9 protein-coding genes are annotated in these 16,976 nt (G+C 65.7%); 7 read left to right on the top strand and 2 right to left on the bottom strand.

What is annotated here, in order from left to right; genetic code table 11:
• Window positions 1-136: 136 nt before the first annotated feature.
• From M2650_RS02745 to M2650_RS02755, 3 genes are all read left to right on the top strand, one after another.
• Entirely contained in the window at window positions 137-733 is a 597-nt protein-coding gene (locus M2650_RS02745; RefSeq protein WP_249470830.1) for an NfuA family Fe-S biogenesis protein, read from the top strand.
• 15 nt (window positions 734-748) lie between these two features.
• Window positions 749-2,404, top strand: coding sequence for a hypothetical protein (locus tag M2650_RS02750; protein WP_249470833.1), 1,656 nt, complete (start codon window positions 749-751; stop codon window positions 2,402-2,404).
• 214 nt (window positions 2,405-2,618) lie between these two features.
• A complete protein-coding gene (locus M2650_RS02755; RefSeq protein ID WP_249470836.1) occupies window positions 2,619-4,772 on the top strand; it encodes a TonB-dependent siderophore receptor in 2,154 nt (717 codons plus the stop codon).
• Between the two features lie 184 nt (window positions 4,773-4,956).
• Here the strand turns inward: M2650_RS02755 and M2650_RS02760 are convergent, their stop codons facing one another.
• Complete coding sequence (locus tag M2650_RS02760; RefSeq protein WP_425602496.1) at window positions 4,957-5,406, bottom strand: c-type cytochrome; 450 nt, start codon at window positions 5,404-5,406, stop codon at window positions 4,957-4,959.
• Window positions 5,403-5,738, bottom strand: a complete 336-nt coding sequence (locus M2650_RS02765) for a c-type cytochrome (protein WP_249470843.1) — start codon at window positions 5,736-5,738, stop codon at window positions 5,403-5,405. The genes M2650_RS02760 and M2650_RS02765 overlap by 4 nt, the downstream gene beginning before the upstream one ends.
• 220 nt (window positions 5,739-5,958) lie before the next feature.
• On the opposite strand from M2650_RS02765, the gene M2650_RS02770 reads away from it, so the two are divergent.
• From M2650_RS02770 to M2650_RS02785, 4 genes are read left to right on the top strand one after another with little or no spacing between them, the layout of a single operon-like run.
• Window positions 5,959-7,113, top strand: coding sequence for an efflux RND transporter periplasmic adaptor subunit (locus M2650_RS02770; protein ID WP_249470846.1), 1,155 nt, complete (start codon window positions 5,959-5,961; stop codon window positions 7,111-7,113).
• On the top strand, window positions 7,113-10,637 hold the full coding sequence (locus M2650_RS02775) for an efflux RND transporter permease subunit (RefSeq protein WP_249470849.1): 3,525 nt from the start codon (window positions 7,113-7,115) through the stop codon (window positions 10,635-10,637). The genes M2650_RS02770 and M2650_RS02775 overlap by 1 nt, the downstream gene beginning before the upstream one ends.
• Before the next feature lie 13 nt (window positions 10,638-10,650).
• The gene (locus M2650_RS02780) at window positions 10,651-13,761 is read left to right on the top strand and encodes an efflux RND transporter permease subunit (RefSeq protein WP_249470852.1); all 3,111 of its coding nucleotides are present in this window, start codon (window positions 10,651-10,653) and stop codon (window positions 13,759-13,761) included.
• 49 nt (window positions 13,762-13,810) lie between these two features.
• Window positions 13,811-16,906 carry an efflux RND transporter permease subunit gene (locus tag M2650_RS02785; protein WP_249470855.1) on the top strand — a complete coding sequence of 1,032 codons (3,096 nt, stop codon included), beginning with the start codon at window positions 13,811-13,813 and terminating at the stop codon, window positions 16,904-16,906.
• Window positions 16,907-16,976 lie beyond the last annotated feature (70 nt).

A 16,976-nucleotide genomic window follows, 5' to 3' on the forward strand; every position in this document is an offset into this window, starting at 1 on the left:
GCCCTTCATGCTCTGCTAGGCGGCGTACGAACGGCGTGACGCAAGCCCGGTAGAATACGCCCATGATCCAGATTTCCGAATCCGCCCAGGTCCAGCATGTGCGCAAGCTGATCGGGCGCAAGGCCGCCATCTACTCATGATCCAGATTTCCGAATCCGCCCAGACGCACTTCCGCAAGCTCATCGAGCGCGAAGACCTGCCCGGTCTGGGCGTGCGCCTGGCGGCGATGAACCCCGGCACGCCCGGCGCCGACGTGCGCCTGGAGTTCGCCGAGCCCGGCGATCTGCACGGCGACGAGTGGGCCATCGATTGCGAAGGCTTCACTTTGTGGTTGGACGCCGGCAGCGTGAAATATCTCGACGGCGCCGAGATCGACTACGCCACGCTCGCCACCGGCGGCCAATTGCAGATCCGCGCGCCCAAGATCAAGGGCGAGGCGCCGACGGAATCGGCGTCGCTGGTCGAGCGCGTGCGCTGGATCGTCGAGCACGAGATCAATCCGCAGCTGGCCCAGCACCGCGGCCATGTGGCCGTGCAGGAAGTGACCGGCGACGGCGTGGTGGTGCTGCGCTTCGGCGGCGGCTGCCACGGCTGCGGCATGGCCGACGTCACTTTGAAGCAGGGGATCGAGAAAACCTTGTTGACCAAGGTGCCGGGCGTGACCGCGGTGCGCGACGCCACCGATCACGACACCGGCCAGGCGCCGTACATCTCGCGCGACGCCGCGGCGTAACCGGCTCCGGCGCGAGTGTATTCCTCGGCCGAACTGATCGAAGCGCTGCGCAGACGCATGCGCAGATCGTTGCGCCCCGAGCGGCCGCCGGGCGAATTTCCGCCGGGATGGACCGCCTGGTTCGCGACGATGGCTGCGCGCGTCGGCGCGGTGACCGGCGCCACCGCCGACGCGATCATCGCCGTATTCCTGCAACGCGAGCCGGCGCCGCCTGCGCCGGCGGTCGCCCAGCTCGGCCGCTGGCGCTCCTTCGGCACGTTGTGGCGGCAGCAATGGCAACCGGCCGGCACCGACGAGCGTTGGATGCGTTTCGTCGCCTATGCGATCACGCTGCTCGTGCATCTGGTGTTCGTGGTGATGCTGGTCATCCTGGCCTACACGCATTTCGTCGATACGACAGGCGAAGCCAGCGATGTCGCCGTGCGTGTGCAGTTCATCGGCGAAGGCACGACAGAAGAAGAGGGCGGCGGTCCGCCATCGCCGCGGCCCGATGCCGTAGTCGCGCCGACCGCTGCGCAGCGGCAAGCGCAGCCGCAACCCCAACGTCCCGAACTGAGCGAAGCGCAAGCGCCGCAGAGCCTGGTCGAAGCGCCGCCGCTAGAGCAGGTGCAGCGCGAGCAGCCGCAGCTCGCGGAGGAAACCGTCGAGCCGCCGGACGAGCAGTTATTGCAGGTGACCGAGACGAACCGGCCGGACGAAACCCGTTTCCGCCTGCCGCCGCCGCAACCGCGGCCGATCGATGCGGCGCCGACGCCGAGCGTAGCGGTGCCGACCTTGCGCAGCGAAGTCGAAGCGATCCCGCTGCCGCGCGCCCCGGCGCCGGTGCGGCCGATCGACCGCGTGCAGCCGCCGCGCCAGATCGCCGTGCCGCAGATTTCCGAGCAGCCTACCGACATCGAAATCCCGCAACCCTTGCCGGCCGTGCGCGCGCGCGAATTGCCGGCAGCCGCCACCGCGCAAGCTCAACTGAGCGTGCCTGCGACCGCCGCCGAACCGCAATCCCTGCCGATGCCGCCCGGCGCGGCGGCGTCGACCGAAAGCGCGAGCGCATCGGCGCAGCCTTCCGGTGCGCCCGATGCGCCGGCTGCGCCGGCCAGCGGCACGCAGCCGGCAGCGGCGTCGAGCGGCGCGGGTGTCGGTCCCAAACCAGGCACCGTGCCTACGCCGGCGAAAGGCGACGATTGGGGCGATGCGCAACGCAATGTCGCCGGCCAGCCGAAAGGCGGGCAGCAGCCGGGCGCGAAGGCGGGCCTCTACAACGCCGATGGCAGTTTGCGCCTGCCGCCCGGCGCGGGTGGCGCGCAAACGCCGTCGCAATACGGCAATCCGCCCGGATCGAAAGAAGAACACGTCGCCGATTTGGACCGCGCTGGCACTTGGTTGAATCGTCCGCGCCTGGGCTACGAGCCGACCCGCTTCGACAAGTATTGGGTGCCGCACGAAACCCTGCTGCAGGAATGGGTGCGTAAAGGCATCAAGAAATTGTCGATCCCGATTCCGGGCACGTCCAAGCGCCTGGAATGCGTGGTGTCGCTGCTGCAGGTCGGTGGCGGCTGCGGCATGTCGGACAGCGAAAAAATGTTCGACCAGCCGGCGATAGGGCGCCCGCCGCCGGATATTCCGTTCAAGCCGGAGTTGCAGGAAGACCAGGACAGCCTCAAAAAGCCGTAGCTTTGTGGGAGCGGCTTTTAGCCGCGAGCTTTTCCACAACCGAAGAGCTCGCGGCTAAAGCCGCTCCCACAAGAGCCGCTCCCACAAGAGCCGCTCCCACAAGAGCCGCTCCCACAAAATCCGGGCCGGTTGTTTTAATATGGGCCGGTACGTTCCCAGCTCGCTTCGATGGCCAGGCACGCGTGAATCTCCCGCCACTGCCCATCGGACCGACATGCCTGCCCAGAAGAAGAACCTTCCCGCCTGCGGGATTTCGCTGCTCGCCTTGAGCCTGCTGTTGTCGCTGGAAGCGATGGCATCGCCCGCCGACGATGCCATCGCCGCCGCCGAGCGGGATCCCAAAACCCTCGACAAGCTCACCGTGCACGGCCAGGCCGCGCCTTACTCCGCCGGCAGCACCCGCGCCGGCACCAAGACCGATACGCCGATCGAGGAACTGCCGCAGGCGATCAGCATCATCACCGCCGGGCAGATCCGCGACCAGAACGCGCAGACATTGCAGGAAGCCTTGCGCTACAGCGCCGGCGTGCGCACCGACCAATACGGCCTGGACAACCGCGGCGACTGGTTCGCGCTGCGCGGCGGCAGTTCCGGCACCACGCTGCTCAACGGCATGCGCCTGCCGCTGGTCGGCTGGTGGGGCGCCGTGCGCGAGGAGCCTTTCGCTTTCGAGCGCGTCGAAGTGCTGCACGGGCCGTCGTCGGTGATGGCCGGGCAGAACGCGCCCGGCGGCGTGGTGAACCTGGTCAGCAAGCGGCCGCAGGCCGTCGCGTCGCGCGAGGTCGCGCTGCAGGCCGGCAACAACGATCATCGGCAACTGGCCGCAGACTTCACCGGGCCGTTGAGCGATACGTTCAGCTATCGCCTGGTTGCATTGTGGCGCGACAACGATACCCAGGTGGATTACGCCGATAACCAGCGCCGTTACATCGCCCCGGCCATCGCCTGGCGGCCTTCCGAACGCGTGGAGCTCATCGCCTACGCCGAATACCAGAGGGACCGCAATCGCAACACCGAAGGCTTCTTCCCGTGGGCGGGAACGCTGCTGCCGGCGCCGAACGGGCCGATTCCGCTGGAACGCTTCGTCGGCGAGCCGGACTGGGACGTCAATCTCGGCGAACGCACCCGGGTGGGCTACGAATTCGAATACAAGTTCAACGGCGCCTGGTCGCTGCGCCACGACCTGCGCCACGATCGCGTGCGCGGCAAGATACGCACCGCCTACGCCGCGTTCTGGGAAGTGGACGCGCAGGGCAACGGCTACGGCGACAACGCGCTGGGCGAGGACCGGACCATCACCCGGCTCAGCTACGGCAACGACGACCGCGCCAAGATCAGCAATGCCGACCTGCTGTTGGAAGGTCGCGTGGGCGACGGCCGGGTGAAGCACACCTTGCTGTTCGGCGTGGATGCGATGCTGTCGCGGGCGGACAAATCCACTGCGTTCGACACACCGTGCCCGGTGCCGTTCGACGTCTACGCGCCGGTGTACGGCAACTGTCCCGAACCGGTCATCGACCCGTCCAGCCTGGTCCATACCCGCATGCGCCAGACCGGCCTGCTGCTGCAGGACCAGATCAAGATCGACGATCGCTGGGTCGTGGTCGCCGGCGCACGTCATGACGACGTGCAAACGCGCCTATCCGGTCCGGATGGCGTAGAAACCGATCGCGCCGACGACGATGCCTGGACCAAGAATTTCGGCGTGGTGTATCTGGCGCGGGGCGGTTGGTCGCCGTACGTGGCCTATTCCGAATCTTTCCAGCCGGTCGCCGGCCAATCGCGCCTGGGCGACGCCTTCGATCCCACCCGCGGCAAGCAAGTCGAAGCCGGTTTGAAATGGGTGCCCGACGCGTACGGCGTGACCGCCACCGCCGCGGTCTACAAGTTGGAGGAAACCGGACGCCTCACGCCCGATCCGGTCGATCCGAATTTCTCGGTGCAGCGCGGCCGCGTGGACGCGAAAGGCATCGAGCTGGAGGCCAACGCCAGCCTCGGCCAGTGGGACCTGATCGCGAGCTACACCCACTCGAAGGCGACCGACGAAGCGACCGGCTTCCGTTTCGAAAGCATCCCCGAGAATTCCGCGGCGTTGTGGGCGGCCTACCGCATCGCAGCGGTACCGGGATTGCGGATCGGCGGCGGCGCGCGGTACGTCGGCAAGACGTGGGACGGCACCGATACGCTGGTGACGCCGTCCAATACCTTGTTCGACGCGTTGATTTCCTATGAAAGCGGCCCTTGGCGCCTGTCGCTCAACGCGGTCAATCTGACCGACAAGACTTATTTCGCCACCTGTCTCTCGCGCGGGGATTGCTGGTACGGCACCGAGCGGCGGATCGTCGCCGAAGTCGGTTATCGCTGGTGAGCGCTTGCTTTCTCCCCCTTTGAAAAAGGGGGACACGGAGGGATTTGCTCTTGATGTTGGGTGGAGGCGCAACGGCAGAAAAGCAAAAGCAAATCCCCCTCGATCCCCCTTTTTCAAAGGGGGAAGAACGGCAAAAAAGAAAAGGGCCTCGCGGCCCTTTTCTATTGACGCTTCTACAGTCGGATCAATGCACGCCGTGCAGGTCGCGCAACTGGCTCGGACGCGTCGAGAAAAACGCGGCCAGGTCGGCGATCTCCTGGTCGGTCAGATCCTTCGCCTGTCCCGACATCAGCGGATGCTCGCGGTCGCCGTCGCGGTACATCTGCAGCGAGTGGGCGATGTAGTCCGCGTACTGGCCGCCCAGCTTGGGGTAGGTCGGATCCAGGGGCACGTTGCCTTCCTTGCCGTGGCAGTCGATGCAACTCTGGTTAGTGGCCTTGCTCTTGACCAGGCTGCGCTTCTCGCCGGCGTCGGCATGGCCTTTCGGCAACCCGGCGGATGAAGAAGTGTGGCCTTCGCCGCGGTCGGCGGACGAATGCTCGGCTGGCGTTTCGCCGGACGGGGTGCAGGCCGCGAAGGCGAGGGCGGCGAGCAGGGCGAAGGCGAGTCGGGTCGTGGTCATGGCGCGGCTCACGGCTTCAGCTCCGAAAGGAAGGCGGCGATATCGGCGATATCCTGGTCCGAGAAACTCTCGGACTGGGCCTGCATGGTCGGATGCTTGCGCTTGCCGGCCTTGTACTCGCTCAGGGCGTTGCGCAGGTATTCCTGCGATTGACCGCCGATGCGGGGCACGTGATAGTTCGGGTAGGCGTTCTTGTAACCCTCGATGCCATGGCAACCCTGGCAGGTGTAGGTCAGCTGGTGGCCTTTCTTGGCGTCGCCGACCAGCGGCTTGGCCGGATCGGCGGCGAGGGCGGGGGCGGCAATGATGGCTAGCGCGAGGCAGGCGATCGGCAACGGTCGCATTAATGTCTTCTCGGTGGGCTGGCAGAATGTCGCGCGGCGGTCATCGCCGCGCAGTCGGCAAAGTATAGCTTGCGCATCGCGCGCAGCCCAACGCTGGCATCGGAACGACGAACGGTTGCAACGGTTTCGCCCCCTCTCACGTCACTATTACCTTCGGCGCATGGTTGCCATGCTGCCTAGGTGATATATCTAACTACAACACCTCTCAGAGCCCGTTCCGATGCCCCTTTTCGCCCATGCCAGCGGTTCCGCCAGGACGCATACCGCCAGCCGCGCCCGCCTGCTGACGACCGCCCTTCTGCTCGCCAGCCTATGCGCCTGCAAGGGTGGCGGAGGGGAAGGCGAGGCCCAGGCCAAGGACGGCAAAGACAACAAGCCCGAAGCCATTCCGGTGGAAGTGGCCCGCGCGGCGCATCGCCCGATCGCGGCCAGCTACACCGGCACCGCGCCGCTGGAGCCGCGCGGCGAATCGAACGTCGTCGCCAAGACCTCCGGTGTGGCACTGAACGTGCTTGTCGAGGAAGGCCAGCAGGTTCGCGCCGGCCAGCCGCTGGTGCGTCTGGATCCGGACCGCGCCCGCCTGGCGGTGGCCCAGACCGAAGCCCAGATGCGCAAGCTGGAGAACAGTTACCGCCGTTCCCAGCAGTTGGTCGCGCAGCAGATGATCAGCGCCAACGATGTCGATCAGATCAAATACGACCTGGAAAACATGCGCGCCCAGCATCGGCTGGCCACGCTCGAGCTGTCCTACGCGACCGTGCTGGCGCCGATTTCCGGCGTGATCGCCTCGCGTTCGATCAAGGACGGCAACTTCGTCCAGATCAATACGCCGATCTTCCGCATCGTCGACAACTCCAGGCTGGAAGCCACCCTCAACGTGCCCGAACGCGAGTTGGTCACGTTGAAGGCCGGACAGCCGGCGACGATGGCGGTGGATGCGCTGCCGGGCAAGAGTTTCAGCGGCAAGGTGGATCGCGTGGCGCCGGTGGTCGATTCGGGCAGCGGCACGTTCCGCGTGGTGCTGGCCTTCGAAAATGCAGGCGTGCTGCAGCCCGGCATGTTCGGCCGCATCAAGATCGATTACGACCAGCGCGCCGATGCGCTGGTGGTGCCGCGCAGCGCGTTGCTGGACGACGAGAACGACCCGGCCGTGTTCGCCATCCGCGCCGGTAAAGCCGCACGCGTGCCGGTCAAGCTGGGTTACACCGATGGCGCCTGGGCCGAAATCCGCAGCGGGCTGAAACCGGGCGATCAGGTCGTGACCGCCGGCAAGGTGGCGCTGCGCGAAGGCAGCGTGGTGCAAGTCATTTCGATGGACGGCAAGGCGGTCGCGCAAGCCAAGACCCCGGCCAAACCCGCCACTGGTAAGCAGTAATGGCGTCGCCAAGCACGGGCGCCGACAAGGCGCGCGCGGCGGCCGCAGCGACCACCTCCGGCCTGGTCGAATTCTCCACGCGCCGCCGCGTGACCATCTTCATGATCACGCTGACCTTCGTGCTGTTCGGCTTCATCGCCCTGCGCGACCTGAAGGTCAACCTGCTGCCCGACCTGAGCTACCCGACGCTGACGGTGCGCACCGAGTACACCGGCGCTGCGCCGGCGGAAATCGAAACGCTGATCACCGAACCGGTGGAAGAAGCCGTCGGCGTGGTGAAAGGCCTGCGCAAGCTCAAGTCGGTGTCGCGCACCGGACAGAGCGACGTGGTGCTCGAATTCGCCTGGGGCACCGACATGGACCAGGCCAGCCTGGAGGTGCGCGACAAGATCGAAGTGCTCTCTCTGCCGCAGGAAGCCAAGGCGCCGGTGCTGCTGCGCTTCAATCCCTCGACCGAGCCGATCCTGCGCCTGGCGCTGTCGGCCAAGGATGCCGGCGCCGACGAGGCCGACACCATCCGCAAGCTGACCGAGCTGCGCCGCTACGCCGACGACGACCTGAAGAAGAAGCTCGAGCCGGTGGAAGGCGTCGCCGCGGTCAAGGTCGGCGGCGGCCTGGAAGACGAAATCCAGGTCGACATCGACCAGCAGAAGCTCGCGCAACTCAACTTGCCGATCGATACCGTCATCCAGCGCCTGCAGCAGGAGAACATCAACATCTCCGGCGGACGCCTGGAAGAAGGTTCGCAGCGCTATCTGGTGCGCACGGTGAACCAGTTCGCCAGCGTGCCGGAAATGCGCGAGATGCTGGTCACCACGCAGAGCGGCGGCAACAACGCGGCGCAAAGCGCGGCGGCGCAGATGGCCGCCATCGCGGCCTCCACCGGCGATGCGGCGGCGATGGCTGCGGCGGCTTCGGTGCAGAGCGCGAACTCTTCGTCGTCCGCCGCCATCGCCGGCGGCATGCCGGTGCGGCTGAAAGACATCGCCGACGTGCGCCAGGGCTTCAAGGAGCGCGAGGCGATCATCCGCCTGGCCGGAAAGGAAGCGGTCGAGCTGGCGATCTACAAAGAAGGCGACGCGAACACTGTCGCTACGGCCGATGCGATCCAGGAACGGCTGGAGCAGATCAAATCGCAGGTTCCGCCGGACGTGGAACTGACCACGATCGACGACCAATCGCAGTTCATCCGCAACGCGATCCACGACGTGAAAGTGGATGCGGTGATCGGCGGCGTGCTGGCCGTCCTGATCATCTTCCTGTTCCTGCGCGACGGCTGGAGCACGTTCGTGATCGGCCTGTCGCTGCCGGTATCGATCATCGCCACCTTCTTCTTCATGGACCGGTTGGGCTTGAGCTTGAACGTCATGTCGCTCGGCGGCCTGGCGCTGGCGACCGGCCTGGTGGTGGACGATTCGATCGTGGTGCTGGAAAGCATCGCCAAGGCGCGCGAGCGCGGCCTGGGCATCATCGACGCGGCGATCGCCGGCACGCGCGAAGTCAGCATGGCCGTGGTAGCGTCGACGCTGACCACGATCGCCGTGTTCCTGCCGCTGGTGTTCGTGCAGGGCATCGCCGGCCAGCTGTTCCGCGACCAGGCGATGACGGTGGCGATCGCGATCGCCATCTCGCTGGTGGTGGCGATGACGCTGATTCCGATGCTGAGTTCGCTGAAAGGGAAGCCACCGCTGTCTTTCCCGGAAGAAGAACCGCATCCGAAGTGGCAGCCAAAGTCGAAGTTGCAGAAGCCGGTCGCCGCAGTCGGCCACGGCGTGGGCGCGGCCTCGCGGGGCATTTTCTTCGGCATCGCCTGGTTCTTCATCCGCGTCTGGCGCGGCCTGGTCGCGGTGGTCGGGCCGGTGATGCGCAAGTTCAGCGATCTGGCGATGGCGCCGTACGGCCGCGCCGAGCGCGGCTACCTGAAATTGCTGCCTGCGGCATTGCGTCGCCCCTGGCTGGTGCTGGGCTTCGCGGCGGCGGCATTCGCAGCGACCTTGCTGGTAGTGCCGCTGCTCGGTGCGGACCTGATCCCGCAGCTGGCGCAGGACCGTTTCGAGATGACGGTGAAGCTGCCGCCCGGCACGCCGCTGCGCGAAACCGACAAGTTGGTGCGCGAGCTGCAGCAGGCGCACGACAAGGATCCCGGCATCCGCGCGTTGTACGGCGTCAGCGGCAGCGGCACGCGATTGGATGCCAATCCGACCGAAAGCGGCGAGAACATCGGCAAGTTGACCGTAGTGATGGCCGATGGCGGCAGCAAGCAGGTCGAGGCCGAAGAAACCGAGCGCCTGCGCGCGTCGATGCAGGCGCATCCTGGCGCGCAGGTCGACTTCAGCCGCCCGGAACTCTTCAGCTTCTCCACGCCGCTGGAAATCGAGCTGCGCGGCCAGGACCTGGGCACGATCGAAACCGCCGGGCAAAAGATGGCGGCGATGCTGCGCGCCAATCCGCACTACGCCGACGTCAAGTCGACGGTGGAGCAGGGCTTCCCGGAAATCCAGATCCGCTTCGACCAGGACCGCGCCGGCGCGCTCGGCTTGACCACGCGCCAGATAGCCGACGTGGTGGTGAAGAAAGTGCGCGGCGACGTCGCCACGCGCTACAGCTTCCGCGACCGCAAGATCGACGTGCTGGTGCGCGCGCAGGAATCCGATCGCGCGTCGGTCGAGGACATCCGCCGCCTGATCGTCAACCCGAACAGCGCCCAGCCAGTGACGCTGGAATCGGTGGCCGAGGTCGTTTCGACGGTGGGCCCCAGCGAAATCCACCGCGCCGACCAGGTGCGGGTGGCGATCGTTTCGGCGAACCTTCGCGACGTCGACTTGGGCACCGCGGTCGCCGAAGTGCAGAACATGGTGGCCGAGAATCCATTGGGTCCGGATGTGGGCATGCACATCGGCGGGCAGGGCGAGGAACTGGACGATTCGATCAAGTCGCTGTTGTTCGCATTCGGGTTGGCGATCTTCCTGGTCTATCTGGTGATGGCGTCGCAGTTCGAATCGCTGCTGCATCCGTTCGTGATCCTGTTCACCATTCCGCTGGCCCTGGTCGGCGCGGTGCTGGCGCTGCTGCTGACCGGTTCGCCGGTGTCGGTGGTGGTGTTCATCGGCCTGATCCTGCTGGTGGGCCTGGTGGTGAAGAACGCGATCATCCTGATCGACAAGGTCAACCAGCTGCGCGAGGCGGGCACGCCCAAGCACGAGGCGCTGATCGAAGGCGCGCGCTCGCGCTTGCGGCCGATCATCATGACCACGATGTGCACGCTGTTCGGCTTCCTGCCGCTGGCGCTGGCGTTCGGCGAAGGCGCCGAAGTGCGTTCGCCGATGGCGATCACGGTGATCGGCGGCCTGCTGGTGTCGACGCTGCTGACGCTGGTCGTCATCCCGGTGGTGTACGACCTGCTCGACCGCCGCGCCGACGAGTACTACCGCGAACGCGGACGCCGCGCGCGGCGCGATGCGGAGGCGGTAGCCGAGCACATCCACGACGAACAGGCGCCGCTGGCCGGCCCGGACGCGGTCTGAGGAATGCACCGCGATGAGCATCGCCGAACTCAGCATCAAGCGGCCGGTCACGGCGATCATGTTCTTCGTCTCGATGCTGGCGATCGGCCTGATCGCGGCTGTGCGGTTGCCGCTGGAGGCGTTCCCGGAAGTCTCGCCGCCTTTCATCTTCGTCCAGCTGCCGTATAGCGGTTCCACCCCGGAGGAAGTCGAGCGCACGGTGCTGCGGCCGGTCGAAGAGGCCGTCGCCACCATGTCCGGCATCAAGCGCATCAATTCCACTGCGCGCGCCGACGGCGCCGAGATCTTTATCGAGTTTTCGGACTGGAGCCGCGACGTGGCCATCGCGGCATCGGAAGCGCGCGAACGGATCGACGCCATCCGCGAGGATCTGCCGGACGACCTGACGCGCTACTTCGTGATGAAGTTCTCCACCACCGACCAGCCGGTGCTGCGGCTGCGCCTGGCCGGCGCGAACGGCACCGACCTGAGCGGCGACTACGAGCTGATCGATCGCGAATTCAAGCGCCGCCTGGAGCGCATACCGGGCGTGGCCAAGGTCGAGGTTTCGGGCGCGTCGCCGAACGAGGTGGAGATCGCGATCGCGCCGGACCGCCTGACCGCGCACGGGATCGGCCTCAACGATCTCACCACCCGCCTGCAGGCGGTGAATTTCTCCATCTCCGCAGGCCAGATCGACAACGCAGGCCAGCGCCTGCGCGTGCAGCCCGCGGGCGAAATCACCGACCTGCAACAGCTGCGCGACCTGGTCATCGATACCAAGGGCCTGCGCCTGGGCGATATCGCAGAGGTCAATTTCAAGCAAGCGCGCACCGACTACGGCCGCCGCCTCGACGGGAGGCCGGCGGTCGGCCTGGACATCTTCAAGGAGCGCAACGCGAACCTGGTGGAAGTTTCGCGCAATGCGTTGAAGGAAGTGGAGGAGATCCGCAAGCAGCCGGCGCTGCGCGACATCCAGACCAAGATCTTCGACAACCAGGGCAAGAACGTCACCAAATCGCTGACCGACCTGGCCGAGGCCGGCGGCATCGGCCTGGTACTGTCCATCGCGGTCCTGTTCTTCTTCCTGCGCCACTGGCCGTCGACGCTGATGGTGACGCTGGCGATCCCGATCTGCTTCGTGATGACGCTGGGTTTCATGTACTTCGCCGGCGTTACGTTGAACATCCTGACGATGATGGGCCTGCTGCTGGCGGTGGGTATGTTGGTCGACAACGCCGTGGTGGTGGTCGAAAGCATCTACCAGGAGCGCGAACGTATGCCCGACCAGCCGCGGCTGGCCTCGATCCTGGGCACCCGCCACGTCGCGATCGCGCTGTCGGCGGGCACCCTGTGCCACTGCATCGTCTTCATCCCGAACCTGTTCGGCGAACGCAATTTCCTCAGTATCTACCTGTCGCAGATCGCGATCACCATTTCGGTGTCGCTGCTGGCGTCGTGGCTGGTGGCGGTGAGTCTGATTCCGATGATTTCGGCGCGGCTGAAAACCCCGCCGGCGGTGCGTTCCGACCGCGGGCTGATCCCGCGCCTGCAGACCGCCTACGCACGGCTGCTGCGCTGGACGTTGGCGCACCGCGGCTGGAGCGTGCTCGGCATCCTGGTGATCGTCGCGGTCAGCATCTATCCGATGAAGCACACCAAGTTCGACATGTTCGGCGGCGACGACGGCACCGAAACCTATGTCGGCTACAACTGGAAAGGCTCGTACACCATCCCGCAGATGTCGCAGGAGATCCTGCGCGTCGAGAACTATCTCGAAGAGAACCGGAAGAAGTACCACATCAAACAGATCTACTCCTTCTTCGGCGAGCAGGGCGATGCCGGCACCATGGTCACCTTCGAAGACGACATGGCGGGCAAGACCAAACCGCTGGTCGAGGCGATCGGCAAGGACATGCCGAAATCCGCGCGCGCGGACATCAATGTCGGAAACGGCGGCGGAGGGCCCGGCGGCGGCCAGCCCGGGCAGAACGTGCAGGTGCAACTGGTCGGCGATTCTTCAGAAACGCTGATGGCATTGGGCAACGATCTGGTGCCGATCCTGTCCAAACGAAAGGAACTGCGCGATGTGCGTGTGGATATCGGCGACCAGAACAGCGAATTGACCGTGAGCGTGGACCGCGAACGCGCCGCGACGTTCGGCTTCAGCGCCGAGCAGGTGTCCAGGTTCGTCGGCCTGGCCCTGCGCGGCGCGCAGTTGCGCGAATTCCGCCGCGGCGAGACGGAGGTACCGGTCTGGGTGCGCTTCGCGGGCGCGGAACGGTACGGCGTCGAGGACATCGCCGCCTTCACGGTGCGCGCGCCAGACGGCCGCACGGTGCCGCTGCTGAGCATGGTCGACGTCGCGGTGCGCCCTGCGGCGACGCAGGTGCAGCGCACCAACCGCCAGACCACGCTGACCTTGAAAGCCAACCTGGCCGCCAAGACCACGATGCCGGAAGCGCGCAAGGCGATGGAGGACACGCTGAAGTCGATTTCATTCCCGGCCGGCTACAGCTATTCCTTCGACGGCAGCGCCTTCCAGGAAGACGACGACGCGATGAAGCAGATGATGTTCAATCTGGTCATCGCGCTGATCATGATCTACGTAGTGATGGCGGCTGTATTCGAGTCGCTGTTGTTCCCCTCGGCGATCATGAGCGGCGTGCTGTTTTCGGTGTTCGGCGTGTTCTGGCTGTTCTGGCTGACCGGCACCACCTTCGGGATCATGTCGTTCATCGGCATTCTGGTGCTGATGGGCGTGGTGGTGAACAACGGCATCGTGATGATCGAGCACATCAACAACCTGCGCCGTCGCGGCCTGTCGCGCACGGAAGCGCTAGTGGAAGGCAGCCGAGAGCGGCTGCGGCCGATCCTGATGACGATGGGCACCGCGATCCTGGCGATGGTGCCGATCGCGCTGGCCACCGGCGGCGGCAACAACAACATGCCTGCCTATTACCCGATGGCGCGCGCGATCGCCGGCGGCCTGGCGTTTTCTACCGTGGTCAGCCTGCTGTTCCTGCCGACGATCTATGCGATGCTCGACGACCTGAAGCACGGCAGCTCGAAACTGACGGCGCGCGCACGCGCCGGACGCGGCAACATGCCCACCGCGGCGATTACCGCCATCAAGGCCGAGTGAATCCCTTGCCCATACATTTTCGCGGGAACCGCATGAGAAGAATCGCACGATGAGCATCGCCGAGCTGAGCATCAAGCGGCCGGTCACGGTCATCATGCTATTCGTGTCGATGGTGGTCATCGGCCTGATCGCTTCGTTCCGCTTGCCTTTGGAATCGTTGCCGGAGATCTCGTTCCCGGCGGTGTTCGTGCAAATCCCCTATACCGGGTCGACGCCGGAGGAAGTGGAGCGCACCGTGCTGCGGCCGGCGGAAGACGCGCTGGCGACGATGCCGGGCATCAAGCGGCTGGAGAGCAACGCCAACGCCGAGGGCGCCTTCGTCGGCGTGTTCTATTCCGACTGGGACACCAATGTCGCGATCGCCGCCTCGCAAGCGCGCGAGCGGCTGGATGCGATCCGCGAAGAGCTGCCGGACGACCTGCAGCGCTATTTCGTCGGCAACTGGTCTTCCACCGACGAGCCGGTGCTGCAGGTGAGGCTGGCCGGCAGCATGGATCTCACCCGCGCCTACGAGCTGATCGATCGCGAGTTCAAGCGCCGGCTCGAACGCATTCCTGGCGTGGCCAAGGTCGATGTTTCCGGCGCGGCGGCCAACGAAATCGAAGTGGCGATCGTGCCCGATCGCTTGACCGCGCACGGCATCAGCCTCAACGAACTGACCACGCGCCTGCAGGCGGTGAACTTCTCGATCTCCGCCGGGCAGATCGAGGATGGCGGACGGCGCCTGCGCGTGCAGCCGGTCGGCGAACTCAGCGATCTGCTGCAACTGCGCGACTTGGTCATCGACAACAAGGGCCTGCGCCTGGGCGATATCGCCGAAGTCCGGTTGAAGCCGCAGCGCATGGACTACGGCCGCCGCCTCGATGGGCGACCCGCCGTGGGCCTGGACATCTTCAAGGAACGCAACGCCAACCTGGTGCAGGTGTCGCGCACCGTATTGGCGGAGGTGGAGAAGATCCAGCAGGAGCCGTCGTTGCGCGGGCTGCAGGTCAAGGTCATCCAGAACCAAGGCGAGGAAGTCACCAGCTCGCTGACCCAGTTGGCCGAAGCCGGTGCGGTCGGCCTGGTGCTGTCGATGGCGGTGCTGTTCTTCTTCCTGCGCCACTGGCCGTCGACGCTGATGGTGACGCTGGCGATCCCGATCTGCTTCATCATGACGCTCGGGTTCATGTACTTCTTCGGCATCACCCTCAACATCCTGAGCATGATGGGCCTGCTGCTGGCCATCGGCATGCTGGTCGACAACGCGGTGGTGGTGGTCGAAAGCATCTACCAGGAACGCGAGCGGATGCCCGACCAACCGCGGCTGGCGTCGATCATCGGCACCCGCCACGTCGCCATCGCGCTGTCGGCGGGCACGCTGTGCCACTGCATCGTGTTCATCCCGAACCTGTTCGGCGAGACCAACGACATCAGCATCTTCATGACCCAGATCGCGATCACCATCTCGGTGTCGCTGCTGGCGTCGTGGCTGGTGGCGGTCAGCCTGATCCCGATGCTGGCGGCGCGGATGAAGACGCCGCCGGCGGTGCGCAACGAGAGCGGCCTGATCGCGCGGCTGCAGAAGCGCTACGCCGGCTTCCTGCGCTGGACGCTGGAACATCGCGGTTGGAGCGTGGTCGGCATCGTCCTGATCGTCGCGCTCAGCTTCGTGCCGGTGATGAACGTCAAGTCCGACATGTTCGGCGGCGACGACGGCAACGAAGTCAACATCCGTTATCAGTGGAAGGGCAGCTACAGCAAGGACCAGATGTTGGAAGAAGTGCAGCGGGTGGAGAATTACCTGGACGCCAACCGCAAGCGCTTCAACATCGTGCAGCTGTTCTCGTTCTACAGCGAGCGCGGCGGCGGCCGCACCCAGATCACGTTCGACAAGGAAAAGGTCAAGGAAACCAAGCCGCTGATCGACATCATCAGCAAGGAATTGCCGAAGTCCGCCCGCGCCGAACTCAATTTCGGCGACCAGGGCGGCGGCGGGGGCGACGGCCAGGCGGTTCAGGTGCAACTGGTCGGCGATTCCACCGCCACCTTGAGCGAGTTGGCCGACGACATCCTGCCGATCCTGTCCAAGCACAAAGAGCTGCGCGACGTGCGCGTCGACAGCGGCGACCGCAACAGCGAACTCAACGTGCGCGTGGACCGGGAGCGAGCCGCGTCGTTCGGCTTCAGCACGCAGGAAGTGTCCCGCTTCGTCGGCTTGGCTTTGCGCGGCGCGCAGCTGCGCGAGTTCCGCCGCGGCGACATCGAGGTGCCGGTTTGGGTGCGCTTCGCGGGCGCGGACGATTTCGGCTTGGGCGATATCGCCTCGTTCACCGTGCGCGCTCCGGACGGCCGCACGGTGCCGCTGCTGAGCATGGTGGACGTGCAGGTGCTGCCGGCCGCGAGCCGGGTGGAGCGCACCAATCGCCAGACCACGCTGACCATCCTCGCCAACCTGACGGGCAAGACCACCATGCCCGAGGCGCGCGAGGTGATGGAGGACACGCTCAAGAACGTATCGTTCCCGGCGGGTTACCGGTATTCCTTCGACGGCAGCGGCTTCGAGCGCGACGATGAGGCGCAGAAGCAGATGATGTTCAACCTGCTGATCGCGCTGGTGATGATCTACATCGTGATGGCGGCGGTGTTCGAATCGCTGCTGTTCCCGGCGGCGATCATGAGCGGCGTGGTGTTCTCGATCTTCGGCGTGTTCTGGCTGTTCTGGCTCACCGGCACCGAGCTGTCGATCATGGCCTTCATCGGCATCCTGGTGCTGATGGGCGTGGTGGTGAACAACGGCATCGTGATGATCGAGCACATCAACAACCTGCGCCGGCGCGGCATGAGCCGCACCGACGCGCTGGTCTCGGGCGGGCGCGAGCGGCTGCGGCCTATCCTGATGACGATGGGCACGGCGATCCTGGCGATGATCCCGATCGCGCTGCAGACCGAAACCGCGGACAACATGCCGCCGTACTACCCGATGGCGCGCGCGATCGCCGGCGGCCTGGCGTTCTCGACGCTGGTGAGCCTGCTGTTCCTGCCGACGATCTACGCCTTGCTGGACGACCTGAGCCACGGCACCGCGCGCTTGATCAAGCGTGCCCAGGACAGGAAGCCCGATGCGCCACCGGCGGCGGCGATCGCAGCCATTGCTGCAGAATAGGCTGGGCTCTTCGTAGGCGCGAATTCATTCGCACGCTCTTTCTCGAAAGCCAAAAGCGTGCGAATGAATT

The organism is Luteimonas galliterrae, from assembly GCF_023374055.1.
Lineage (GTDB): Bacteria > Pseudomonadota > Gammaproteobacteria > Xanthomonadales > Xanthomonadaceae > Luteimonas_C > Luteimonas_C galliterrae.

Excerpts from the sequence above, each read along its gene's own strand:
- M2650_RS02775 (WP_249470849.1), top strand. The coding sequence starts at position 7,113 with ATGGCGTCGCCAAGCACGGGCGCCGACAAGGCGCGCGCGGCGGCCGCA.
- M2650_RS02780 (WP_249470852.1), top strand. The coding sequence starts at position 10,651 with ATGAGCATCGCCGAACTCAGCATCAAGCGGCCGGTCACGGCGATCATG.
- M2650_RS02765 (WP_249470843.1), bottom strand. The coding sequence starts at position 5,738 with ATGCGACCGTTGCCGATCGCCTGCCTCGCGCTAGCCATCATTGCCGCC.
- M2650_RS02785 (WP_249470855.1), top strand. The coding sequence starts at position 13,811 with ATGAGCATCGCCGAGCTGAGCATCAAGCGGCCGGTCACGGTCATCATG.
- M2650_RS02755 (WP_249470836.1), top strand. The coding sequence starts at position 2,619 with ATGCCTGCCCAGAAGAAGAACCTTCCCGCCTGCGGGATTTCGCTGCTC.
- M2650_RS02770 (WP_249470846.1), top strand. The coding sequence starts at position 5,959 with ATGCCCCTTTTCGCCCATGCCAGCGGTTCCGCCAGGACGCATACCGCC.
- M2650_RS02745 (WP_249470830.1), top strand. The coding sequence starts at position 137 with ATGATCCAGATTTCCGAATCCGCCCAGACGCACTTCCGCAAGCTCATC.